Annotated in this window: 21 protein-coding genes; 16 read left to right on the top strand and 5 right to left on the bottom strand. The window is 61.2% G+C overall.

Annotated elements, in window-relative coordinates:
* Nucleotides 1-144 precede the first annotated feature (144 nt).
* Nucleotides 145-600, top strand: a complete 456-nt coding sequence (locus IU367_RS17195) for a hypothetical protein (RefSeq protein ID WP_274452547.1) — start codon at nt 145-147, stop codon at nt 598-600.
* Nucleotides 601-665: 65 nt separating this feature from the next.
* Here IU367_RS17195 and ppgK read toward each other — a convergent pair whose 3' ends face one another.
* Both ppgK and queG read right to left on the bottom strand, forming a co-directional pair.
* Nucleotides 666-1424: a polyphosphate--glucose phosphotransferase gene (ppgK, locus tag IU367_RS17190; protein ID WP_274452546.1), complete on the bottom strand. Its 759-nt coding sequence runs from the start codon at nt 1422-1424 to the stop codon at nt 666-668.
* Between the two features lie 83 nt (nt 1425-1507).
* Complete coding sequence (gene queG, locus IU367_RS17185; RefSeq protein ID WP_274452545.1) at nt 1508-2650, bottom strand: tRNA epoxyqueuosine(34) reductase QueG; 1143 nt, start codon at nt 2648-2650, stop codon at nt 1508-1510.
* A 190-nt stretch (nt 2651-2840) separates the two neighbouring features.
* Here queG and IU367_RS17180 point away from each other — a divergent pair, with 190 nt between their 5' ends.
* The 10 genes from IU367_RS17180 to IU367_RS17135 all read left to right on the top strand — a co-directional run bounded on the left by IU367_RS17180 (nt 2841) and on the right by IU367_RS17135 (nt 13520).
* Nucleotides 2841-4352 carry an NAD(P)H-hydrate dehydratase gene (locus tag IU367_RS17180; RefSeq protein ID WP_274452544.1) on the top strand — a complete coding sequence of 504 codons (1512 nt, stop codon included), beginning with the start codon at nt 2841-2843 and terminating at the stop codon, nt 4350-4352.
* 8 nt (nt 4353-4360) lie between these two features.
* Nucleotides 4361-4834 (top strand): tRNA (adenosine(37)-N6)-threonylcarbamoyltransferase complex ATPase subunit type 1 TsaE, encoded by a 474-nt coding sequence (gene tsaE, locus IU367_RS17175; RefSeq protein WP_274452543.1) that lies wholly within the window; start codon nt 4361-4363, stop codon nt 4832-4834.
* Nucleotides 4825-6384 (top strand): N-acetylmuramoyl-L-alanine amidase, encoded by a 1560-nt coding sequence (locus IU367_RS17170; protein WP_043141827.1) that lies wholly within the window; start codon nt 4825-4827, stop codon nt 6382-6384. Before tsaE ends, IU367_RS17170 begins: the two co-directional genes overlap by 10 nt.
* A gap of 137 nt (nt 6385-6521) precedes the next feature.
* Complete coding sequence (mutL, locus tag IU367_RS17165; RefSeq protein WP_098980650.1) at nt 6522-8402, top strand: DNA mismatch repair endonuclease MutL; 1881 nt, start codon at nt 6522-6524, stop codon at nt 8400-8402.
* A 97-nt stretch (nt 8403-8499) separates the two neighbouring features.
* The gene (miaA, locus tag IU367_RS17160) at nt 8500-9417 is read left to right on the top strand and encodes a tRNA (adenosine(37)-N6)-dimethylallyltransferase MiaA (RefSeq protein ID WP_274454392.1); all 918 of its coding nucleotides are present in this window, start codon (nt 8500-8502) and stop codon (nt 9415-9417) included.
* 70 nt (nt 9418-9487) lie between these two features.
* Nucleotides 9488-9751 carry an RNA chaperone Hfq gene (gene hfq / locus IU367_RS17155; protein WP_005311664.1) on the top strand — a complete coding sequence of 88 codons (264 nt, stop codon included), beginning with the start codon at nt 9488-9490 and terminating at the stop codon, nt 9749-9751.
* Between the two features lie 63 nt (nt 9752-9814).
* Nucleotides 9815-11101 (top strand): ribosome rescue GTPase HflX, encoded by a 1287-nt coding sequence (gene hflX / locus IU367_RS17150; protein WP_043135158.1) that lies wholly within the window; start codon nt 9815-9817, stop codon nt 11099-11101.
* Between the two features lie 92 nt (nt 11102-11193).
* On the top strand, nt 11194-12342 hold the full coding sequence (hflK, locus tag IU367_RS17145; RefSeq protein WP_274452542.1) for an FtsH protease activity modulator HflK: 1149 nt from the start codon (nt 11194-11196) through the stop codon (nt 12340-12342).
* Between the two features lie 3 nt (nt 12343-12345).
* Nucleotides 12346-13230 (top strand): protease modulator HflC, encoded by an 885-nt coding sequence (hflC, locus tag IU367_RS17140; protein ID WP_005311670.1) that lies wholly within the window; start codon nt 12346-12348, stop codon nt 13228-13230.
* Nucleotides 13231-13331: 101 nt separating this feature from the next.
* Nucleotides 13332-13520 carry a DUF2065 domain-containing protein gene (locus IU367_RS17135; RefSeq protein ID WP_274452540.1) on the top strand — a complete coding sequence of 63 codons (189 nt, stop codon included), beginning with the start codon at nt 13332-13334 and terminating at the stop codon, nt 13518-13520.
* Nucleotides 13521-13610: 90 nt separating this feature from the next.
* Here IU367_RS17135 and ispB read toward each other — a convergent pair whose 3' ends face one another.
* A complete protein-coding gene (ispB, locus tag IU367_RS17130; RefSeq protein WP_103471532.1) occupies nt 13611-14582 on the bottom strand; it encodes an octaprenyl diphosphate synthase in 972 nt (323 codons plus the stop codon).
* 242 nt (nt 14583-14824) lie between these two features.
* Between ispB and rplU the strand changes: the two genes are divergently transcribed.
* The 5 genes from rplU to IU367_RS17105 all read left to right on the top strand — a co-directional run bounded on the left by rplU (nt 14825) and on the right by IU367_RS17105 (nt 20456).
* Complete coding sequence (gene rplU / locus IU367_RS17125; protein ID WP_005304210.1) at nt 14825-15136, top strand: 50S ribosomal protein L21; 312 nt, start codon at nt 14825-14827, stop codon at nt 15134-15136.
* Between the two features lie 17 nt (nt 15137-15153).
* Nucleotides 15154-15411, top strand: a complete 258-nt coding sequence (gene rpmA / locus IU367_RS17120; protein WP_005311678.1) for a 50S ribosomal protein L27 — start codon at nt 15154-15156, stop codon at nt 15409-15411.
* Between the two features lie 192 nt (nt 15412-15603).
* Nucleotides 15604-16809, top strand: a complete 1206-nt coding sequence (gene cgtA, locus IU367_RS17115) for an Obg family GTPase CgtA (RefSeq protein WP_098980649.1) — start codon at nt 15604-15606, stop codon at nt 16807-16809.
* 408 nt (nt 16810-17217) lie between these two features.
* Entirely contained in the window at nt 17218-18588 is a 1371-nt protein-coding gene (locus IU367_RS17110) for a YjiH family protein (RefSeq protein WP_274452539.1), read from the top strand.
* Between the two features lie 173 nt (nt 18589-18761).
* Nucleotides 18762-20456, top strand: coding sequence for an AMP-binding protein (locus IU367_RS17105; RefSeq protein WP_274452538.1), 1695 nt, complete (start codon nt 18762-18764; stop codon nt 20454-20456).
* Nucleotides 20457-20514: 58 nt separating this feature from the next.
* Here the strand turns inward: IU367_RS17105 and IU367_RS17100 are convergent, their stop codons facing one another.
* Nucleotides 20515-20865: a hypothetical protein gene (locus IU367_RS17100; RefSeq protein ID WP_043135148.1), complete on the bottom strand. Its 351-nt coding sequence runs from the start codon at nt 20863-20865 to the stop codon at nt 20515-20517.
* A 133-nt stretch (nt 20866-20998) separates the two neighbouring features.
* The gene (locus IU367_RS17095) at nt 20999-23971 is read right to left on the bottom strand and encodes an HD domain-containing phosphohydrolase (RefSeq protein ID WP_274454391.1); all 2973 of its coding nucleotides are present in this window, start codon (nt 23969-23971) and stop codon (nt 20999-21001) included.
* Nucleotides 23972-24005: the final 34 nt, after the last annotated feature.

Raw genomic sequence — 24005 nt, 5'->3', positions numbered from 1 at the left:
TTGGCACAAATCATTCCACTTTGTTCTGATCGCTGCTTTCTTGGCCTGCGTCTTGATGCAGCGCAACAAGCGCCACGCTTGGACTTGGATTGCAATTGCCTGTTTTTTATACTGAAAGGACATGGTATGCGGGAGGGCAGAGCAATGCGATTTCAACAGATCAAGGACTTGCTGCTGTATCTGGAACTGGTTCATCACCAGCTCGGGCTCTGTTACGGGCGGCTGATGGCCGAGGTGGATGGCGAGCGCAGCCGCATGCTGCTGGCCTATCTGCAAGAGCGGGAGGAAGCGGCCAGGGCCCATCTGCACGACTACCTGGGCCAGCTGGGGGGCGGGATCAGGGAGACTTGGCTTGAGCGAGGGTTCAGCGAGGATCTGCTGCCTGACATCCAGCGGCTGTCACTGCCTGCCACGGCCCAGACTCAGGACATAGTGCAGCAGGTGTGCCGTCAGGAGGAGAAGCTCATCGGCGAGCTGGGCCACCTGGCCCGCGAATGCCCGACGGAAGAGACGGCCGCCCTGCTGAGTGCGCTGTCATTGCTGGAGCAGACCCGCCTGACCCGGCTGGTGCACGGGGTGCATAGACTCGACGATATCTAGCACAGAGGTAATAAGAGAGGCCCGGCATCTGCCGGGCCTCTCTCATCATCTGCCAGGCGTCCGGCTCAGCGAGGGGCCTGTTCCATGCTGAGCTCGGCGGCATGGAGGGCGGCGCCTATGATGCCGGCCTGATTGAGGTTGGCGGCCGCCACCAGGGGGGCCCGGGTCTCAATCTTGTCGATGAACTTGTCGAGCTTGGAGGAGCTGCCGCCCCCCAGAATGAAGAGGTCGGGAGAGAACAGAAACTCGAGGCGAGCTAGGTATTTGTTGAAGCGTTTTCCCCAGCGGCTCCAGGAGAGATCCTCGCGCTTGCGCACCGCATCCGAGCAGTAGTGCTCGGCAACCATGCCTTCCAGCATCAGATGACCCAGCTCGGTGTTGGGCAGCAGCTGGCCATTGACGAACACGGCTGTGCCTATGCCGGTGCCGACCGTGATGAGGATGATGACACCCTTGCTGCGATCCTTGCCGGTCCCGAAGCGCATCTCGGCCAGGCCGGCCGCATCGGCATCGTTGATCACATGGCAGGGCAGGCCGGTCACATCGGCAAACAGGTGGGCGGCATCGGTCTCAATCCAGCTCTTGTCGATGTTGGCCGCGCTCTTGGCGATGCCGTTGTGGATGGTGGCGGGAAAGCCGCAGCCCACCGGGCCCTTCCATTGAAAGTGTTCCACCAGTGCCTTGAGGGTATGTGCAACGGCGGCCGGGGTGGCCGGTTGCGGCGTCACCAGACGATGGCGCTCGCCAATCAGCTCGCCCGTTTCGGTATCGACCAGGCATCCCTTGATCCCTGAGCCACCGATATCCACTCCCAACATCTGCATCAGATTGTTCCTTTTATAGTGCCGACGGTTAACCGTCGGCAGAGCATGAAAAAATGACGTGTATCCGGCAAGGGGCAGATCACTTATGCGTGATCCGGCAGACCTTTTTCGATGCAACGGATCAACAAGCGGGTTTTTTTGCTGTCATCCTGCTGGCGCCGGGCCAGGGTCGCCAGCGCCCACGCTATGTGTTCGGCCACCATGGGCTCTGCCTCGTTCTGCGCCAGCTGCAACGCGGCTATGACGTCCGGGGTGGCCGGGCCGTTGCCGAGTGCCACCGCCAGGTTGCGGCGCCAGCGCTGATAGCCGATACGCCGGATCGGGCTCCCCTCAGTGTGCTTGAGAAACTCGCTCTCGCTCCAGCGCCACAATTCGAGCAGCGGCGGGCGGTGCAGGTTGGGGCGCGGGCTGAAGTCGGGCTCGGGGCTCACATCCGCATAGCGATTCCAGGGGCAGATGAGCTGGCAGTCGTCACAACCATAGATGCGATTGCCCATCAGCGGTCTGAACTCTTCCGGAATGGGGCCGTCGTTCTCTATGGTGAGGTAGGAGATGCAGCGGCGCCCATCCACCACATAGGGCGCGACTATGGCGCCGGTCGGGCAGATATTGATGCAGGCCACGCACTTGCCGCACTGCTCTTTTTCCACCGGGGCATCCAGCGGCAGCGGCAGGCTGATCAGCAACTCTCCCAGAAAGAAGAAGGAACCCGCCGACTCGTTGAGCAGCAGCGAATGCTTGCCGATCCAGCCCAGCCCAGCCTTGGCAGCTAGCGGCCGCTCCAGTATGGGGGCCGAGTCGACGAAGGGGCGCCACTCTCCCGTGGCCTGACAGAGTTCCCGGCAGCGTTGTTCTATGCGATCGCCCAACTGCTTGAGGCGGTTGCGCAGCACCTTGTGGTAGTCGCGGCCGAGGGCATAGCGGCTGATGTAGCCGAGGGTCGGGTCGCGCAGGGTGGCGGCGAAGCCGGCTTCGAAGGGGAGGTAGTTCATCCGCACCGACAGCACCCGCTGGGTGCCGGGCAGCAGCTCATGGGGACGTGCGCGCATCATGCCGTGGCGGGCCATGTAGTCCATGCTGCCGTGATGGCCGGCATCCAGCCAGGCCTGCAACCTGGGCTCTTCGAGGCTGAGATCCGTGTCCGTGATGCCGATCTGGTCAAATCCTAGCTCGCTCGCCCATAGCTTGATATCGTGGGCCAACTGCTGCAAATCAGGCGTGCTCATGCTGCATCCGGTCCCAAAGGCGGGATGTCCTGGGTCAACCTGCGGTGAAACTCAGGCGTGCTCATGCTGCATCAGGCCCCACAGGCTGGATGTCCTGGGTCAACCGGCAGTGAAAATCAGCTGTGGTCATGTCGCATCGGGTGCCCGGCGCGTGTCAGCCAGGGCCAATGGATGAAAGTCAGGAGCCATCATGGTACAGGTCATCGGGGATGCTATCAGCGGGAAAGAGGTGCGCAGTTTACCACAATCACTGTGGCGGACTGAACAGATCCGCGCGCTGGAGCAGCGCTGGGCAGAGCGCGAAGGGCAGGAACTCTACGCCCTGATGGAGCGGGCCGGTGCTGCGCTGCGCACCTATGCGACCCACCATTGGCCGCAGAGCCGCAACTGGTGGATCTTCGTCGGCCCGGGCAACAACGGCGGTGACGGCTATGTGCTGGCCCGCCTCGCCAGGCAGATCGGTCTCGAGCCCCAGGTGATCGCCGCGAGGGATCCCGCCAGGCTGAAGGGAGATGCCAGGCGGGCCGCCGATGAGTGGCTGGCGCAGGGGGGGACTGTGCTGATGGCCGGCGCGAGCGAGCTTGATTCACTGCCGCCGCCGGATCTGGTGATAGATGCACTGCTCGGCACAGGTGTCCATACCCCCCTCTCGCCGCTTCTGACAAAGATCGTCGCAACAATCAATAGCTTGGGAGCGCCGGTGTTGGCGGTGGATCTGCCCTCCGGCCTCGATGCCGACACGGGTCGTGCCATGGGGGCCCTGGTCCGTGCCAGCCGCACCCTCACCTTCATCGGCATCAAGCAGGGCATGCTCACCGGCGAGGGGGTGGATGGTGTCGGCCGGCTCGATTGCGATCCCCTCGGCGTCACGCCGGAGGCTGGTCTGCAAGCGGCTGCCGAACGGATCGATTACCCCGGCCTCAAGCAGTGGCTGACACCGCGCCAGCGCTCGGCCCACAAGGGTTCCCACGGCAAGGTGCTGCTGGTGGGGGGCAATGTGGGCATGCAGGGCGCCATAGTGCTGGCGGGTCTTGCCTGCCTGCGGGCAGGAGCCGGGCTGGTACGGGTATGTCAGCACCCGAGTCATGGTTCCGTCAGCCTTTATCAAGCCGAGTTGATGAATACGCAGGCCGATGCGGATGAGCACTGGGCCTCGGTGCGACTGGTGGGGCCGGGACTCGGTCAGGACGAATGGGGTCGCCGCCATTTTGAGTCCTTGGTCAATGAGGGGACACAGCTGGTATTGGACGCCGATGGATTGAATTGGCTGGCGCTATGTCCCCGTCATCAGGATAATTGGGTGCTTACACCTCACCCGGGTGAGGCGGCCCGCCTGCTGGGCTGCTCCATTGCCGAGATTGCAGCAGATCGTTTTGCCGCCGTGCGGCGCTTGCAGCAAGTTTTTGGCGGTGTCGTGCTGCTTAAGGGGGCAGGAACGCTCATCTGTGACGGCAAGGGGATTGCGCTCTGTGACGAGGGCAATCCCGGCATGGCCAGTGGCGGCATGGGCGATCTGTTATCTGGTATAATCGCCGCCCTTTTGGCCCAGGGCTGGTCTGCCGTCGAGGCAACCCGGCTGGGCGCAGTGATCCACGGGGAAGCGGCCGATCTGGCCGCCGCAGACGGAGAGCGGGGCATGCTGGCATCGGACCTGCTGCCTTTTATCCGTCGACTGGTTAATCCCGACACCATAACAAGTTAAAGAAGAACATGGCAAAACAGTTGATGATGACACTGCCGGACGAGGCAGCAACAGTGGCACTGGGTGGCTGTCTGGCACACGCCTGCCAGCAGGCGACCACGGTGTTCTTGCACGGCTCCCTCGGGGCCGGAAAAACCACCCTGACCCGTGGCTGGGTGCAGGGGCTGGGCCATCAGGGCAAGGTCAAGAGCCCGACCTACACTCTGGTCGAGCCCTATGAACTGGCCGAGTGGCAGGTTTACCACTTCGATCTCTACCGCCTGGCCGATCCGGAAGAGCTGGAGTTCATGGGCATTCGGGACTACTTTGCCGCCAATACCCTCTGCCTGGTGGAGTGGCCAGAAAAGGGTGAAGGCTGGCTGCCGGCGCCCGATCTGGACATTACCCTGACTTATGTAAACGAGCAGCGTGAGGCTCTGATAGAGGCTCGCACTGCGATTGGCGAAGCCATTCTGGAACGGTTGTCATCTACGTGCGCTTGATCCTTGTTATTGCCCTCTCTCTGATGGCCTTACCCTCCTGGGCGAATCAGCTCAAGAGTGTGCGGGTGTGGCCATCGCCGGATAACACCCGGGTGGTGCTCGACATGAGCAGCGCCCCCAATTACAACTACTTCACCCTGACAGGCCCGGATCGGCTGGTGATCGACCTCAAAGGGGCGAACAACGTCACCAATCTGGCCCGCATCGAAAACAACAGCGAGCTGGTGCGCAAGATCCGCGAGAGCTCGCCGCTGGAGAAGGGCGGCCTGCGACTGGTGCTGGACTTGAGCTCCACCATCAAGCCGGTGGTGTTCCCGCTGGCGCCGGCTGGTCCCTATGGTCACCGGCTGGTGATCGACCTGCCCTATGAAGAGAAAGCCTCCGCCGCCGTGCAGGCTGCGCCTGTGGGCGGCAAGGGCCGGGGGGTGGTGATCGCCATAGACCCGGGCCATGGCGGGGAAGATCCGGGCTCCATAGGTCCGCGCCGCACCTATGAGAAGCGGGTCACCCTGGCTGTCTCCCAGAAGCTGGCGGCGCTCATCGACAGGGAACCCGGCATGCGCGCCGTGCTGACCCGTCGTGGCGACTACTTCGTCGATCTGAACAAGCGCTCCGAGATAGCCCGCAAGGCCAAGGCCGACCTGCTGGTGTCGGTGCATGCGGACAGTTTCCACAATTCCACCCCGCGCGGTGCCTCTGTCTGGGTGCTGTCGACCAACCGTGCCAATCGCGAGATGGGCAGCTGGCTGGAGAAGCAGGAGAAACAGGGCGAACTGCTGGGCGGGGTGGGCAAGGTATTGGCCGAATCCGATCCCAACCCCTATCTGGCGCAGACCTTCCTCGATCTCTCCATGGACAAGTCCCGCGCCGAGGGCTACGACGTCAGCCGCCAGATCCTGCGCTCCATGGGCAAGGTGGCCAGGTTGCACAAGAAGGCGCCGGAGCACGCCAGTCTGGCGGTGCTGAAAGCGCCGGACATCCCCTCTGTGCTGGTGGAGACGGGCTTCATCTCCAACCACGCAGAAGAGAAGCTGCTGGCGACCCCGGCCTATCAGGATCAGCTGGCTCGAGCCATCTTCGAAGGCATCCGCAACTACTACCGTGCCCACCCGACCAAGGGCGCCATGTTGACCGGCAAGGGGCAGGCCAGCAAGCCTGCGGCGGTCAGCAGACCCGTGGCGGTGAGCAAGCCTGCCGCCGTGAGCAAACCGGCGCAGGTGCAGTCGCAGCCCGTGGTGACCAACCGGATGCCGGCCACCGAGCCAAACCGCAGCAGTGATGGCGGCGCCCCGGTCAGCAGCGTCAGCAGCTCGTCCGGCGCCGGTGTGATCAAGCCCTATGTGGTGGCCGCCAAGGAGCCGAGCGTGCCTGTCAGCAGCGTGCAGAGCAACGACAAGGCCAGGATGATCCGCCATGTGGTCACCCGCGGCCAGAGTCTCTCTCGCCTCGCCGAGAAGTTCGGGGTGAGCCAGGCGCGCCTGGTGGAGATCAACAAACTCAAATCACGGGATATCCAGATAGGGCAGGTGCTCTATATCCCCCAAGAATAGAGACAGTGGGCAGCCAAGCCGCTCCCTGTTTTATCGCCTTTCCTGGCCAACCAGATTGCCGCAGGAGAGAGGGGGAGCGGCCCTGCTCAGTGGTGACTGGGTCTGGATCCCGCAAGACTAAAGGTCAGGAGCAAGCCATGCCGATCCGTATTTTACCGCCCATTCTGGCCAACCAGATTGCCGCAGGCGAAGTGGTGGAGCGGCCCTCTTCGGTCGTCAAGGAGCTGGTGGAAAACAGCCTGGACGCGGGGGCCGACCGGGTTGAGATCGACATCGACAAGGGCGGCGCCAAGCTGATCCGCATCCGTGACAATGGCTGCGGTGTCGCCAAAGATGAGCTGGTGCTGGCGTTGTCGCGCCACGCCACCTCCAAGGTGGCGACTCTGGATGATCTGGAAGGGATCTGCAGCCTGGGCTTTCGCGGCGAGGCGCTCGCCTCCATCAGCTCTGTCTCCCGTCTCACCTTCACCTCCCGCACCCAGGATCAGTCCGAGGCCTGGCAAGCCCAGGCGGAAGGGCGCGAGATGCAGGTCACCGTCAAGCCGGCGGCCCATCCGGTGGGCACCACGGTGGAGGTGGTGGACCTCTTCTTCAATACCCCCGCGCGGCGCAAGTTCATGCGCAGCGAAAAGACCGAATTCGCCCATATCGACGAGCTGGTGCGCCGCATCGCGCTCTCCCGTTTCGATGTCACCCTGATCCTGCGCCACAACGGCAAGGTGATGCGCCAGTACAAGGCCGCCAATACGGTGCCCGAGCAGGAGCGCCGCCTGGCCGCCGTCTGTGGCACCCCCTTCATGCACCACGCGCTGGCGGTGGAAAGCGAGCACAGCGACGTGCGCCTGTGGGGCTGGCTGGCGACCCCGCAGGGGGCCAGACCGCAAAACGATCTGCAATACACCTATGTGAACGGCCGCATGATGCGCGACAAGCTCATCAATCACGCCATCCGCCAGGCCTATGATGAGCTGCTGCCCGCCGACCGCTTTGCCGCCTATGTGCTCTATATCGAGCTGGATCCCCATCAGGTGGATGTGAACGTCCATCCGGCCAAGCACGAGGTGCGCTTCCATCAGGCGCGCCTCATCCACGACTTCATCTTTCAGGCGCTGTTCACCGCCCTGCACCGGGAGGCGGCCGCCAGAGCCGAACAGGGCGAGCCGCTGGCCGAGACCCTGGTCGAGCTGCCGGTCAGCGGGCAGATTGAATACCCGGGCCAGGCGCCCCGTCCCGAGTGGTACGGCGCCGAGCACAACTATCGGGCGCCGGCCCAGGAAGTGCGGGAAGGGGGCGGTGCAGGGCGGGCCGGCAATTATCAGCCACCCGAGCCCCCCAGCCGGGAGGCGATGCGTGGCATGGGCGCGCTGCTCACCACCTTGCCCGGTGCTGTGCCCGCGCCTGTCGTACCCGTCACCTCGGCGGTGACCGCCAACGCAGCCGTTCAGGCCGCGCCAGGCGTCTGGCGGGCGCTCACCCTGGTGGAGCAGGCCTATCTGCTGCTGGCGCGAGACGGCCAGCTGGCACTGCTCTCGCTGGTGCGGGCCGAGCGCCTGCTGCTGCGCAACTGGCTGCTGGAGGCCTGGGGGCAGGGACTGGCGGCGCAACCGCTGCTGCTGCCGGTCTCCTTCAAGTTGCCAAAGAACCTGATAGCGCTGGTTGAAGAGCAGGAACGTTTGCTCAAACGCATGGGGCTGGAGTTGAAAAACGGGGGGCGCGACACCATGATCCTGACTCGGGTGCCAGCCTTGCTGCGCCAGACCGATCTGGTGCGGTTATTACCCGAATTGTTGCAAATTATCGAGAGCGGATCTGACAGTGATGCGAGTCAGCTGGCTGAAGTATTATGCCAATGGCTGGTGGAGCAGGGGATAAGCCGCGAAAAAGTATATGATTTTTCAACTGCCAGTCGTTTGCTGACGGAACTTGTGACCGATTACGGTGACCAACTGGCAGACACGCGCATGGTGCGCCCCGTGTCGTTGGCGAGCGTGCTGGCCGAGTTTGCCGATGGCAACTGAGGGGCGGGATGACCGCCTCTTCGACCAATAGATAAGTTTTTGCAGGTGCGCCCGCTCCGGTGGCGACCATGCAAGGGGAGTTTTTCACGTGGCTGACTTGCCGACTGCAATTTTTCTGATGGGGCCGACGGCCTCCGGCAAGACGGATCTCGCCATCAATCTTTGTCAGGCCCTGCCCTGCGACATCATCAGCGTGGACTCTGCGCTCATCTATCGCGGCATGGACATAGGCACTGCCAAGCCGACGGCCGACGAGCTGGCCCTGGCACCCCACAAGCTGATCGACATGCTCGATCCTGCCTTGAGCTATTCGGCGGCGGATTTTTGCCGCGATGCCTTGCGGGAGATGGACGGCATAGTCGCCCGTGGCCGCATTCCGCTGCTGGTGGGGGGCACAATGCTCTATTTCAAGGCGCTGCTGGAGGGACTCTCGCCGCTGCCATCCGCCGACCCTGTCATTCGTGTCGGGATTGAGGAAGAGGCAGCTCGCCTCGGCTGGCAGGCGCTGCACGAGGAGCTGGTGCGCATAGACCCGGTTGCCGGGGCGCGCATCCATCCCAATGACCCGCAGCGTCTGAGTCGGGCACTCGAGGTCTATCGCATCAGTGGCAAGACGTTCACCGAGCTGACCCAGGTACAGGGGGAAGGATTACCCTATCGCGTGCATCAATTTGCCATCGCCCCGAGCGATCGCGCCCTGTTGCACCAGCGCATCGAACAGCGCTTTGACAAGATGTTGCAAAGCGGGTTCGAACAAGAGGTCAGGGCGCTCTATGAGCGGGGCGATCTCACCCCCGACTTGCCCGCTATTCGCTGCGTTGGCTACCGCCAAATGTGGGACTACCTGGCAGGGGAAGTGGAGTATGATGAGATGCGCTATCGTGGAATTGTTGCCACCCGCCAGTTGGCCAAGCGTCAAATGACCTGGTTGCGCGGTTGGCCTGAAGTCACCTGGTTGGAATCTGGTGAGTCTGGCAATCTGGCAAGGGTCGTTGCCCGCGCCGGAGTGGCTTGACACTCCTGTATAATCAGGTTGTTATATTGATATCCGGTGTTTAAAAACAACAAACTATAAGGAAAAGAAGATGGCTAAGGGGCAATCTCTCCAAGACCCGTTTTTGAATGCGCTGCGCCGTGAGCGGATTCCTGTTTCTATCTATTTGGTGAACGGCATCAAACTGCAGGGTCAGATCGAATCGTTTGACCAGTTTGTCATTTTGCTGAAGAACACCGTGAGCCAGATGGTCTACAAGCACGCCATTTCCACCGTGGTGCCGGCCCGAGCCGTCAACCATCACCAGCACGTCCCTGGCGCAGCTGGCGAAGAACAGGGTGAAGCCGAGGCGTGATATCCCGAGGCGAGACGACTCGCCAACCCAGATTCATCATGATTCCTGTCAAGGAGCAAGCGCTTGTTTGACCGTTATGAAGCCGGCGAACAGGCCGTTCTGGTACATGTCAACTTCAGCGATGAGGGTGAGCGGGAGGATCTGGAAGAGCTCAAGATGTTGGTGAGCTCGGCCGGGGTCAATGCGTTGGGGGTGGTCACCACCAACCGCAGTGCACCCAGCGCCAAATTTTTTGTCGGCAGCGGCAAGGCTGAAGAGATCGCGTCCCAGGTGCAGATGCTGGGCGCAGACGTGGTGATCTTCAACCATGCCCTGACCCCTGCCCAGGAGCGCAACCTGGAACGCCTGTTCCAGTGTCGGGTCGTGGACAGAACCGGCCTGATCCTGGATATCTTTGCCCAGCGCGCCCGTACCCACGAAGGCAAGTTGCAGGTCGAACTGGCCCAGTTACGCCATCTTTCTACTCGCCTGGTGCGAGGCTGGACCCACCTTGAGCGTCAGAAGGGCGGGATCGGTCTGCGCGGCCCGGGCGAAACCCAGCTGGAAACCGACCGCCGCCTGTTGCGTGAACGCATCAAGGCGATTTTGCGTCGGCTCGACAAAGTGGCCAAACAGCGGGAGCAGGGCCGTCGCGCCCGCAACCGCAATGAGGTGCCGACCGTTTCACTGGTGGGTTATACCAACGCCGGAAAGTCCACTTTGTTCAACCAACTTACAGCTGCCAGCGTGTATGCTGCCGACCAATTGTTCGCAACACTGGATCCCACCCTGCGTAAATTGGTGATCCGGGATGTGGGTGATGTGATCTTGGCGGATACAGTTGGATTTATTCGACACTTGCCCCATGATCTGGTCGCGGCCTTCAAGGCGACGCTGCAGGAGACCCGTGAAGCGGACTTGCTGCTGCACCTGGTGGACTGTGCCGATGAGCAGATGCAGGAAAATATCGATTCGGTGCAGCAGGTATTGGCCGAGATTGAGGCCGACGACCGACCCCAGCTGATGATCTGCAACAAGATCGACAAGCTGGCCGATCGTCCGGCGGGTCTGGAGCGGGATGATGAGGGACGCCCGGTGCGGCTCTGGTTGTCTGCCCAGACGGGTGAAGGCTGTGAATACCTGTTTACGGCCCTGACCGAGTTGCTGGCCGGCTCCATGGTGCATCACACCCTGCAGTTGCCCCCTTCGGCCGCCAGATTGCGCAGTGCGCTCTATCGTCTGAAGGGCATTGAACAGGAAGGTTTCAGCGAGGAGGGGGATTTTGTCCTGGAGGTACGCTTGCAGCTTGCCGACTGGAATCGCCTCGTGAAACAGGAAGGTGAGAATTTACAACGCTTTATCAGGCATTGATTCGTCGATGAAGATGAATGCTTACAGGCTTCATCAACGATTGATGGCCAGATAGAGTTGATATCCATCCGCTTGTATTAATGGAGATGCTGATGGCTTGGAATGAGCCTGGAAACAACGGCAAAGACCGTGACCCTTGGGGGAACAACGGCAAGAATCAGGGACCCCCTGATCTGGACGAGATGTTGCGCAAGGTAAGCCGCCGTTTTGGTGGTTTGCTGGGTGGTGGCAAGTCAGGTGGCGAGATGGGCCGTTTTGGTCTCTCTATCGCTCTGGTCGTGGCCGTGGTGGTGTGGGTCGTCAGCGGCTTCTACACCATTCGCGAAGCCGAGCGGGGCGTGGTGCTGCGTTTTGGGGAGTATTCCCATAACGTGGATCCGGGCCTGCGCTGGAAACCGACCTTCATCGACCGGGTGATCCCGGTGGACGTCGAGTCTGTACGCTCCCTGCCGGCCTCCGGCTTCATGTTGACCCAGGACGAGAACGTGGTGCGGGTCGAGATGGACGTGCAATATCGCGTGGTCGATCCCGAGCAGTACCTGTTCAGCGTCACCAATGCTGACGAGAGTCTGGGTCAGGCCACCGACAGCGCCCTGCGCTATGTGGTGGGTCACACCCGGATGGACGATGTGCTGACCACTGGTCGGGAAAAGGTCCGTCAGGAAACCTGGCAGGTGATCGACAGTATCGTGGAGCCATATCACATGGGTCTGCAGATCGTCGACGTCAACTTCCTGCCGGCGCGTCCGCCGGAAGAGGTGAAAGACGCCTTCGATGACGCCATCTCCGCCCAGGAAGATGAGCAGCGCTTCATTCGTGAAGCGGAAGCCTATGCCCGTGAAGTGGAGCCAAAGGCCCGCGGTTCGGTCAAGCGTCTGGAACAGGAAGCCGAAGGTTACAAGTCCCAGATAGTGCTGAAGGCCAAGGGTGAAGTGGCTCGCTTCAACGAGTTGCTGCCCCAGTATCAGGCCGCGCCCGAGTTGACTCGCGAGCGTATCTACCTGGAAACCATGGAAGAGCTTTATCAACAGGCCAACAAGGTGCTGGTGGACATGCCGGCGGGTAACAACAGCATGATCTATCTGCCGCTCGACAAATTGTCTGGCAAGGCGAATGCGGTACAACCGGTTCGTCCGGCTGGCACGCCGGTAGTTGAATCGACCACGCCGTCCAACGAAGGGGCCAACTCCACACCGACCCCGCTGCGCAGCGGTGACCGTTTCAGCTCAGGGAGAAACTAATAGATGAAAAAAATAGCTATTGGTGTCATCGCTGTGGCCGCCATGGTCTGCTTTTCTTCCATCTTCATCATTGATGAAGGCCAGAAGGGCATAGTGGTGCAGTTTGGCAAGGTGAAGCGGGTTGAATCCGGCGAGCCGCGGCTCTATGAGCCTGGTTTGCACTTCAAGGTGCCGCTCATCGATCAGGTTCGCAAGATGGATGCCCGCATCCAGACCCTGGAAGGCCAGGCGGATCGCTTCGTCACCTCGGAGAAGAAAGACCTCATCATCGACTCCTACGTGAAGTGGAAGATCGAGGACTTCTCCAAGTACTACCTGGCAACCGGTGGTGGCAACAAGATCCAGGCCGAAGACCTGCTCAAGCGCAAGATCAACAACGGTCTGCGTTCCGAGATCGGTAACCGCACCATCAAGGACATAGTCTCTGGTGAGCGCAGTACCGTGATGGAAGATGCCCTGATGAAGATGGCGCGCTCCTCCGAGCTCGGCATCAAGGTGGTCGATGTGCGGATCAAGCAGATCAACCTGCCGGTGGAAGTCTCCAGCTCCATCTATCAGCGGATGCGTGCCGAGCGGACTGCAGTAGCCCGTGAGCATCGCTCCCAGGGCCGCGAGCAAGCCGAAATCCTGCGCGCCGACATCGACCGCAAGGTGACCGTCATGATCGCCGATGCCGAGAGTAATGCGCGTCAGTTGCGTGGTGAAGGGGATGCCGAAGCCGCCAAGATCTATGCCGACAGCTACAAGAAAGACCCCGAGTTTTTCAGCTTCGTGCGTAGCATGGAGGCCTATCGCAAGAGTTTTGCCGGTGGCAACGACCTGATGGTGCTCAAACCAGACAGCGAGTTCTTCCGCTACCTCAAGTCTCCTCACGGCACCAAGCAGTAAGAGACAAGCAATAAGACCAAAGGGCCTGATGATTCAGGCCCTTTTGCTTGATGGCGCCAGACCCCGCCGATACGGGCGGCTTTTTTGTGCAAGGAGCGGGAATGCTGACATCCATCTTGATGGGATTGGGGCTGCTATTGCTGTTTGAAGGGCTTGGCCCCTTGTTGATGCCGAAGGCCTGGCAGCAGATGCTGCGGCTGCTCATTGATCAGCCACCCGAGCAGTTGCGCCGCATCGGTGGTTCGCTGGTGGTGGCGGGCGCCGTGATCCTCTGGATGCTGAGTCATTGAGTCATCTGGCGAGCTCAGGTTACCAGCAAAGCGCAGACAATAAAAAAGAGGCCCTGAGGCCTCTTTTTTCATCCAGCAGGAGTCGTTGACTCAGGCGCTGCGCTGTACCGCCATCTGGGCCAGGGTTTCCAGCGCCTGCTTGTGCTGGGAGTCCGGCAGGACGGCGAGTGCTGCGATGGCCTTGTCAGCCTCTTGCCGGGCACGCATGCGGGAGTACTCCAGCGCCCCTGTGCGATCCAGAATGGCCAGGATCCGGTCGAGATGCTCCATGCCGTTGCGGTGCTCTATGGCATCGCGCACCAGCTGACGCTCCTCGGGCGAGCCCACTTCCATGGCGCGCAGCAGCGGCAGGGTTGGCTTGCCTTCGGCCAGATCGTCACCGACGTTCTTGCCCATCTCATCGCTCTGGGAGCAGTAGTCCATCACGTCGTCGATGATCTGGAAGGCGGTACCCAGATACTTGCCGTAGTCGGTCATGGCCTGCTCGACGGGCTCGGGCTGATGGGTCAGCACGGCAGCGAGGCGGGTGGCGGCCTCGAACAGCTTGGCGGTCTTGCAGTAGATGACCGTCATGTAGCTCTGTTCCGTGGTATCCGGATCGTTGCAGTTCATCAGCTGCAACACTTCGCCCTCGGCTATGGTGTTGGTGGCATCCGACAGTATCTCCATCACCTTGAGGTTGGAGAGTTCGCTCATCATCTGGAAGGAGCGGCTGTAGAGGTAGTCACCCACCAGCACGCTGGCGGCATTGCCAAACAGGGCGTTGGCCGTCTCCCGGCCGCGGCGCAGGTCGGATTCGTCGACCACGTCGTCGTGCAGCAGGGTAGAGGTATGAATGAATTCTATGATGGCGGCGAGCTTGAGATGATCCTGGCCTTCGTATCCCAGTGCGCGGGCGGCCATCACTGTCAGCATGGGGCGCATCCGTTTCCCGCCTGCACTGACAATATAGAAACCCAGCTGGTTGATCAGGCTGACATCGGACTGGAGTCTCGCCAGGATCAGTTCATTCACCGCCGTCATGTCGGCGGCACAGAGCGCACGGATAGTCTGTTGGTCCATAAGTCTCGTAACGTGACGGCAGCAATAACTGCGGTTTTAGTAATGGCGGGGATTCTACACGATTTCACAATGGGTTACAGTTAAGCGTTTATTCACGGCGGCAGATATGCGCACAAAATAAACTTTTTGCTAAATTGGCCTTGCCTGAGCAAATCGATTTGCGTAGAATGCCGGCCCATTGTTATAGGTTTTTGCGCGTGTCTGGCCTTGAGCAAAAGACACGCCTTTACGGAGTTAATCAAATGTACGCGGTATTCCAAAGCGGCGGAAAACAACACCGTGTGGCCGAAGGTCAAATCGTTCGTCTGGAAAAGCTGAACGTTGAGACTGGCGCTACCATCGACTTCAACGAAGTTCTGATGGTTGCTGCAGGCGACACTTTTAAAGTAGGTGCTCCTTTCGTTGAAGGTGGCAAGGTTGTAGCTGAAGTTGTGGCTCACGGCCGTGGCGAGAAAGTGACTATCGTCAAGTTCCGTCGTCGTAAGCACCATCGTAAGCAAGCGGGCCACCGTCAGTGGTTCACTGAAGTCAAAATCACTGGCATCAGCGCTTAATTAGAGGAGTCCGATAGATGGCACACAAAAAAGCTGGCGGTTCATCCCGCAACGGTCGCGATTCTGAAGCTAAACGCCTTGGCGTTAAGCGTTTCGGCGGCGAAACAGTTCTGGCAGGCAGCATCATCGTTCGTCAACGTGGTACCAAGTTCCACGCTGGCACCAACGTTGGTCTGGGCACCGATCACACCCTGTACGCGAAAGCGACTGGCAAGATCCTGTTCGAAGTTAAAGGTCCGCTGAATCGTAAGTACGTTAGCATCGTTGCTGAGTAATTACGGACCGCAAGGATCCGAAGCCCCGCCAACAGGCGGGGCTTTTGTTTTTCTGACGCAGTTTACGAAAAAACGGAACGCAGATGTGCCTGGTGTTGCGCGAGGCATTCATCGCTAAGATGCGTATCGCCCGCAGGGGCCTGTACCACTATAATTGCGTATCGGTTTTTCGAATTAAGGTGACGGTTACCTATGAAGTTTGTTGATGAAGTCCAGATTCGAGTCGATGCCGGTGACGGTGGTAACGGTTGTGTCAGTTTTCGCCGGGAGTTGTATATTCCCAACGGTGGTCCGGATGGCGGAGACGGTGGCGATGGCGGCGATGTCTATCTGATTGCCGATGAAAACCTGAACACCCTGATCGATTACCGTTTCGAACGCTTCCATGCGGCCGAGCGCGGTGAGAACGGCCGCAGTGCCAACTGTACCGGTCATCGTGGCAAAGACAAGGTACTGCGCGTTCCTGTCGGAACCCGCGCCAGTGACGAAGATACCGGTGAGCGACTGGGCGACCTGACCACTCATGGTCAGAAGTTGATGGTTGCCAAGGGTGGTTTCCACGGTCTGGGCAACACCCGCTTCAAGAGCTCCGTCAACCGGGCGCCGCGCCAGAAGAGCAGCGGTACGCCGGGTGAAGTACGTACCCTGAAGCTGGAACTGCTGCTGCTGGCCGACGTCGGCATGCTGGGTCTGCCCAACGCGGGCAAGTCCACCTTTATCCGCGCCGTCTCTGCGGCCCGTCCGAAAGTGGCTGACTACCCCTTCACCACCCTGGTACCTAACCTGGGCGTGGTGCGTGGCGAGAACTCCCGCTCCTTCGTGATCGCTGACATTCCGGGTCTGATCGAGGGTGCCGCCGAAGGCGCAGGTCTGGGGATCCGCTTCCTCAAGCACCTGGAGCGTTGCCGCGTGCTGCTTCACCTGGTGGATATCTGCCCGGTAGATGGCTCCGATCCGGCCGTGAATGCCGTGACTATCGTCAAGGAGCTGGAAAAATACAGCCCCGAGCTGGCGGGCAAGCCGCGCTGGCTGGTGTTCAACAAGATGGATCTGATCCTGGAAGAGGAAGCGGTCGAGGTGATGGAGCGCGTCAAGGCTGCGCTGGCATACGAAGGCCCTGTCTACCAGATCACGGCCATCAGCAAGGAAGGCACCAAGAAGGTGTGCTACGACATCCTGGATCTGCTGGATACCATGCCGCGCACGCTGGTCGAAGATGCCAAGGACGCCATCGAGAAGGTGGAGTTCAAGTGGGACGATTACCACAAGAACCAGCTGGCCCAGGCCGAAGCTGAGGCCGCAGCGGCTTCCCTGGCCTTCGATGCGACCCTCGACGATGACGACGACTGGGATGATGACGAAGATGATGGCGTTGAAGTCATCTATGTTCGTGACTGATCACCCTGTCCTGCCTGATCGGTGTGGCATCCTGGCCCATCGATGAGAAAAACCGGAGTCTGGCAACAGACTCCGGTTTTTTTATGGGGCCCATCCGGCTGGCCCGATCCTCATATAGATATATTTCTTATGTCACTTATTGCCTGCCAACCGCAACTGATTATACTGCGCACCTGAATGCAACCTAATTGAAACAATGTGCTAACCATTAACAATGAATTGATATGCATATCTGTTTGAGGTCATTCTTATGGAAGGTTTGCCTGTGAAAATATTTATGCTTGGAATGATCCGTTAAAAGCTTGTTTGTGCATTTTATTGGGGTATTCTTGCGCCCGTTTTGCCGGGTGAGAGCATGAATATGCAGGTTTGCCTGGCTAAGGAAAAGTAACATTAAGGCTGTAGACCATGCTGGAAAAGACTCTGCAAGCACCTGCGCTCAATACCCGCCGCAATGTGCTGATGTTCCTGGTCCCGTCACTCATCGGGATCCTGCTGTTCATGACTCCCGTCATCTATGACGGAAACGTCACCATACCCGTCGCCGTGCTGGCGAAGTTGGTACAGATGGTGTTTGCCGATTATCTGGTGGCCATGGTCAGCGCCATCATCACCACCACCATGCTGATGACGCTGGTAGCCTGGTTGTTCAAGCCGGCGATCCTGGTCAGACGCCCCTTCCTCAACAGCCTGTTCAACGTCTCCCCCTTCTGGGCTTGCGTGCGGGTACTGGGCGGCATCTTCGTGCTGTTGACCTTCTTCGAAATCGGGCCCGAGGCACTGCGCTCCGGTGCCACCGGTGGTTTGGTGCTGCACGATCTGCTGCCTGTGCTGTTCTCTGTGTTCATTTTCGCCGGTCTGCTGTTGCCCTTGCTGCTGGACTTCGGTCTGCTGGAGTTCGTCGGCACCATGATGACCCGCATCATGCGCCCCGTGTTCCGCCTGCCGGGCCGTTCCGCCGTGGATTGCTTCGCTTCCTGGCTGGGGGATGGCAGCGTCGGCATTCTGCTGACCAGCAAGCAGTACGAAGGCAAGTTCTACACCCAGCGCGAGGCTGCCGTCATAGGCACCACCTTCTCGGCGGTTTCCATTACTTTCTGTCTGGTGGTGATCTCCCAGGTCCGGCTGGAACACATGTTCGTGCCCTTCTACCTGACTGTCTGCTTGGCCGGCGTGGTGGCTGCCATAGTCGTGCCGCGCCTGCCGCCGCTCTCCTGGAAGAAGGACGTCTATGCCGATGGCACCCCCCTGTGCCGTCAGCAGGAGTCAGTGCCTCATGAGCACAGCGTGCTGAGCTATGGCTATGAGCGGGCGCTGACCAAGGCCGAAAGCATGACGGACATGGGCGCGGTGGCGCGAGAAGGTGTGAAGAACGCACTCGACATGGTATTCGGCGTGTTGCCTGTGGTGATGGCCATAGGGACTTGTGCCCTGATGCTGGCCGAGCACACCTCCATCTTCAACTGGTTGGGGGCGCCCTTTGTGCCCTTGCTGGAGCTGCTGCAACTGCCGGATGCGGAAGCCGCCTCCAAGACCATCATGGTGGGCTTCGCCGACATGTTCATTCCGGCCGTGCTGGCATCGACCATAGAGAGCGACATCACCCGTTTCGTGATCGCCGCCATGTCGGTCACCCAGCTCATCTACATGTCGGAAGTGGGTGCCCTGCTGCTGGGCAGCAAGATCCCGGTCAAGCTGTGGGAGCTGTTTGTCATCTTCCTGCTGCGCACCCTGGTCACGCTGCCGGTCATCGCCGGTGTGGCGCATCTGTTGTTCTAGGGCAGTTGTGCTGGATGCAAAACGGTCAACCTGGGTTGGCCGTTTTTTGTGGTCGGCATTAGACCAAAGTGAGTCTTTTTAATAGTGGGGTTTTACATTAATGTAACAAGCTGAAAAAAGCGTGCCAGCCGAGCAGTAGGCAATTCAAATCGAACGTGGCCAGGAGTCACCCCATGACCTCACTGCTCAGCTACAGGGCCGGTCCTTGCGATCAGCCCCTGCTTCATCAGACCATAGGCGAATACCTGCAAGAGATAGCCGAACGCTTTCCCGAACGGCCCGCCGTTGTGGTGCGCCACCAGCAGATCCGCTGGAACTACCGCGAATACCTGACCCAGATAGACAGGCTGGCGTTGGGCTTGCTGGCGCTCGGCATCCAGCCGGGGGACAGGGTCGGCATCTGGTCACCAAACAACATAGAGTGGTGTCTGGTGCAGTTCGCCACCGCCCGCATCGGCGCCATCATAGTCTGCATCAATCCCGCCTACCGCAGCTACGAGCTGGAGTTTGCCATCAACAACGTGGGCTGCCGTGCCCTCATCTGCGCCAGTGCCTTCAAGGGCAGCGACTACCTCGCCATGCTCAATGAGCTGGCTCCGGAACTGGCCAGTGCGCCGCCAGGGCAGCTGGTCAGCGCCCGCTTGCCGAGCCTGGCGATGGTGATCCGGCTCGGGGAGGAGGACAGCGCCGGCATGCTCAACTTCGGTGCCGTGCTGGCGCTGGGGGACGAGCAGGATCCGGCCCGGCTTGCCCGGGTGGCGGCCGGCCTCAAGCCGGACGATGCCATCAACATCCAGTTCACCTCGGGCACCACGGGCAACCCCAAGGGCGCGACCTTGAGCCACGGCAACATACTCAACAACGGCCGCCAGGTGGCGCGGGGCATGGCGTTCAGCGAGCAGGACAGGCTCTGCATACCTGTGCCGCTCTATCACTGTTTCGGCATGGTGCTCGGCAACCTGGTCTGCATCAGCGTGGGGGCCTGCGCCCTGTTTCCATCGGAGGCGTTCGACCCTGTGGCGGCCCTGCAGATGGTGAGCGAGGAGCGTTGCACCGCCTTGCACGGCGTGCCGACCATGTTCATCGCCGAGCTGGAGCTGTCCGGCTTTGCTGAGTTTGATCTCTCCTCCCTGCGCACCGGCATCATGGCCGGGGCCATCTGCCCCGAGCCCTTGATGCGCAAGGTGCAGACCCTGATGCACATGACCGAGGTGACCATAGCCTACGGCCAGACAGAGTGCAGTCCCATCAACCACATGACCGCCATCGATGCGCCGCTGGACAAGCGGGTCACCACGGTCGGCCGCGCCCTCGATCACACCGAGATCAAACTGGTTGACCCGAGTGGCGAAACGGTGGCCATCGGCGAGCGGGGGGAGATCTGCTGTCGCAGCAAGGGGGTGATGCAGGGTTACTGGCAGGATCCTGCCAAGACGGCGGAGACCATAGACGAGGAGGGTTGGCTGCACTCGGGGGACATAGGCATCATGGACGAAGAGGGCTATGTGCAGATCGTCGGGCGCAGCAAGGAGCTGATCATCCGTGGTGGCGAGAACATCTATCCGCGCGAGATAGAGGAGCGGCTCTACGATCATCCGGCGGTGCAGGATGCGGCCGTGTTCGGGGTCGACAGCGAGCGCTATGGCGAGGAGGTGTGCGCCTGGGTCAAGCTCAGGCCCGGGCAGGAGGTCAGCGAGGAGGAGCTCAAGCACTTCCTGTCGGCCCGCATCGCCTACTTCAAGGTACCCAGGCATATCCGCTTCGTGGAGGAGTACCCCATGACGGTGACCGGCAAGCTGCAGAAGTTCAAGATGCGGGAGGCAATGAGCGATGAGCTGGCCCGCCAGCATGCCGAGGCGACGCGCTGAGGCTGTTCTGGCGCAACGAAAAAGGGCCCGCGGGCCCTTTTTCGTTGCTGGCTGCTTGCTAGCGCGGCGTGATGCTCAAGTCCGTGGGGCACTGAATGGTCAGCGAATGGACTGTACTGGCCACGCGATAAGGCTTGCCCGCCTTGTAGAGCTTCTTCTCCTCGTCATAGCTGCCCGTCGTGTACTGGGTGGAGTAGAGCGTCTGCTGACGGCGATCCGTCTCCTTGTAACCCTGGGGGCAGGTCTGGTTGGCCTGATTGAAACAGGCCGCCATGCTGCTGCACTCGATATAGAAGCCGTGCTGGCTGGCATCGGCCAGGTGCACCGGGGTGACGGTGGGCGGGGGAGGCGACAACAGGGAGCAGCCGGACAGCGCCAGTGCGCCCAGCATGATGAGATGTTTTGACATGGATAACCTGAACAGTGTGGTGTGACAAAGAGTGAGGGGGAGTCTTTTGCTCCCCCTTCGCTATAGGGGCACAGTTATAACCAAGCCGGTGCGCTCAGACCAGCGCACAAATGTAAGAAAATATGATCCCGCCCTACGTCAGCGCGGCCAGCAGGGCGGTTTCATCCACCTGATCCAGCTGCTCGGGGGCGAGGAAACGCTCGGCATAGTCGCGCCAGATGCCGCTGCCGACAAACAGGGCAAACAGCGCCGGGTCTATGTGCTGCTCGCGCACCATGCTCTGCATGATGGCCAGCGACTGGGCCACCGTCTTGCCCGACTTGTAGGGGCGATCGCTGGCGGTCAGCGCCTCGAAGATGTCGGCGATGGCCATGATGCGGGCCGGAATGCTCATCTGCTGCCCCAGCAACTGACGGGGATAACCCTTGCCGTCCATGCGCTCATGGTGACCGCCGGCGATCTCGGGCACGCTGCGCAGGTGGCGCGGGAAGGGGAGCCGCTCCAGCATGCGGATGGTCTGGATGATGTGTTCGTTGATCTTGTAGCGCTCCTCCTCGGTGAGGGTGCCGCGGCCTATGGCCAGGTTGTAGCGCTCCCCCCGGTTGTAGAGATGGGTGGGTACCTTGACCTTGAAACCCCAGGGGTTGTGCTCATCCAGGCGGTCGTGGACGGGGCGGGGAATGAGGTGGGCCGCCTTGTCGGCCAGCAGCGGCTCGACGCAGGGCAGCGGTGCGGTGGACTCGCTCTGGCGCAGCTTGAGTTCCTCCCGGCTGATGCCGAGTCTGTCATCCAGGGTGCGCAGCCAGGTGCGGCTGGCGATGGCATCCAGCCGTGTCAGCTTCTCCGGCGCCATCCACTCGCCCCCCAGGTTGCACTCGGCGACGAAGGCAAACTCCTGGTCCAGGATGCTCCAGAGCGGCGCCACCTCCGCTCTGGCCGCTTCCCGTTCGGACGCCGGCAGGCGGGCCGCCAGCACCTCTATGTAACCGTCGCGCTTGAGCACCTCGAAGCGGGTGCGGATCTCGTGGATCCGGTCGTAGAGGGTCTCCAGCTTGGTGGCCTTGTCGACCACGAACTCCGGCGTGGTGACCTTGCCGCAGTCGTGCAGCCAGCTCGCGATATGGATGGCCTCCCACTCCTCCTCATTGAGCCGAAAGTCGGCGAACGGGCCCTGCTGCTGGGCACAGGCAGCCTCGGTCAGCATCCGGGTCAGCTCGGGCACGCGCTGGCAGTGACCCCCTGTGTAGGGGCTCTTGGCATCGATCGCGCCGGCCATCAGCTCGATGAAGGACTCCAGCAGCTGTTTCTGCTCTTCCAGCAGGCGCTGGTTCTCGATGGCGGAGGCCGAGGTGCCCGCCAGCGCCTCGATCAGGCTGATGCGCGAGGCCAGCTCGCGGGCGGAGCAGTCGGGCAGGATCAGCAGCAGGCAGCCGATCAGCTCCTGTCTATGGTTGCGCAGGGGCTCGGCCACCAGCTGGCAGGGGCCGGGGAAGGGGCCCCAGCTCGCCAGATGCTGCCGCCAGCCGCGCTCGTCGACGGCCAGGGTGAGCCGCTCTGTCTGGGCCAGCTTGCCGAGCAGCGCCTCCTGCCAGGGGACTTGCCCGGCGGGCAGGGCTTGCTGTCGCCAGCTCGCCTGGACCGCCACCATGCTCTGCTCCTGGGCCAGGTAGAGGCAGCCCCCTTGGGCCTGCACCGCGGCTATGGTCTCCTGCAGTATGCGGCTGAGCAGGGAGTCGAAGCGGTGTTCGGCCGCCAGCGCCCGGCCCATGTTCATGAAGTTGCCCAGGGTCAGCCGCATGCCGGACATGGTACGGGCCAGATCGTCGATCTCGCGGATCGCCGACTCAGGTACCCGGCTCTCGCCGAAGTCGAAGTGCTGGATCCGCTCCGCCTCCTGGGTCAGGGCCAGCAGCGGGGTGGCGGTACGGCGGGAGACCAGCCAGATCACCGGCAGCAGCAACAGCAAGCCCGCCAGGGCCCAGCCGAGATTGACCAGTGCCTCGTCGCGGGCCTGCTGGTAGAGCAGATCGGCCGACACCAGCAGGGCGATATGGAAGGGGGAACCCTCGCCGAGGGGGGAAAGGTTGACCAGCCAGTCGCTGTCATCGGCGGCGGTCAGGTTCAGCTCCACCGGACTGCTCAGCAGGGCGGGTTGGCGGCTGATCTGCTGTTGCAGCCGGGTCAGCACGGGATGGGACAGCGCCGACAGCGTAGGTAGCTGGCTCAGCTGCTCGAAGCTGGGCAGATGCCTGGGATCGGCGGCCAGCAGGGTGGCGTATTCGTCGAACAGGATCACCTGGCTCTGCGCTGGCAAGCGCAGCTTGCCGATCAGGGCCGACAGCCCCTCGACGCTGGTATCCAGCCCGATCACCGCCCGTCTGTCATCGCTCTCCACCGCCAGCGTCATGCCTGGCTCCTTGGTGGTAAAGAAGAGATAGGGGCTGGTCGTGGCGATCCCCGTGCGCCAGCGTGCCTGCTTGTACCAGTCGCGGCTGCGGGGATCAAACTGGTACAGGGGCATGGCCCGGCGCTCGAGCAGGGTCAGCCGCTGATCGAAGTAGAGAAACTCCCCCTTGCCCTGATGCAGGCTCTGCACCAGCAGGGTGCTGGCGGCGGGCACCTTGTCCAGCTGGGCTCTGGCCCGTCCGGTCAGCTTGCGCACCAGAAAGAAGTCACCATCCTCATAGCCGGCGTAGACGGCCCCATAGCTGGGGCTGTTGGCCAGCACCTCCGCCAGTTGCGGCAGGTAGCCCAGGCGAGCATCCAGGCTGGTCATGGCCGCCAGCTGGCCGCTGCGCAGCAGGCTCAGCGACATGCGGGCCGGTCGCTCGTTCAGCTGGAGTGCGAGGGACAACTGCTCCCGGTATTGCAGGAAGTTCTGTCGCTCATGCTCCAGCCCCTGGCGCGCCCCTTGCTGGAACTGCAACGCTATGAGGGCGCTGCCCAGCAGGGTAAACAGCAGGATGAAGAGGGTGGCGATATGCACATAGAAGGGTTTACGACCTGGCCTGGCACTTGTCATGGACGCATCCTTGTCACACGGGCGATTGCAGAGACGATCAACTACCAGTGTGCCAACAGGATGACAGAAAACACAATAAATGATTGAGCGGTATCAGGATATGGCATCGGATGTGACG

Origin of the sequence: Aeromonas bestiarum (assembly GCF_028751155.1) — a bacterium.
GTDB classification, from domain to species: domain Bacteria; phylum Pseudomonadota; class Gammaproteobacteria; order Enterobacterales; family Aeromonadaceae; genus Aeromonas; species Aeromonas bestiarum.
The sequence above is the reverse complement of the archived record's forward strand: the minus strand, read 5'-3'. Positions and strand labels throughout refer to the sequence as shown.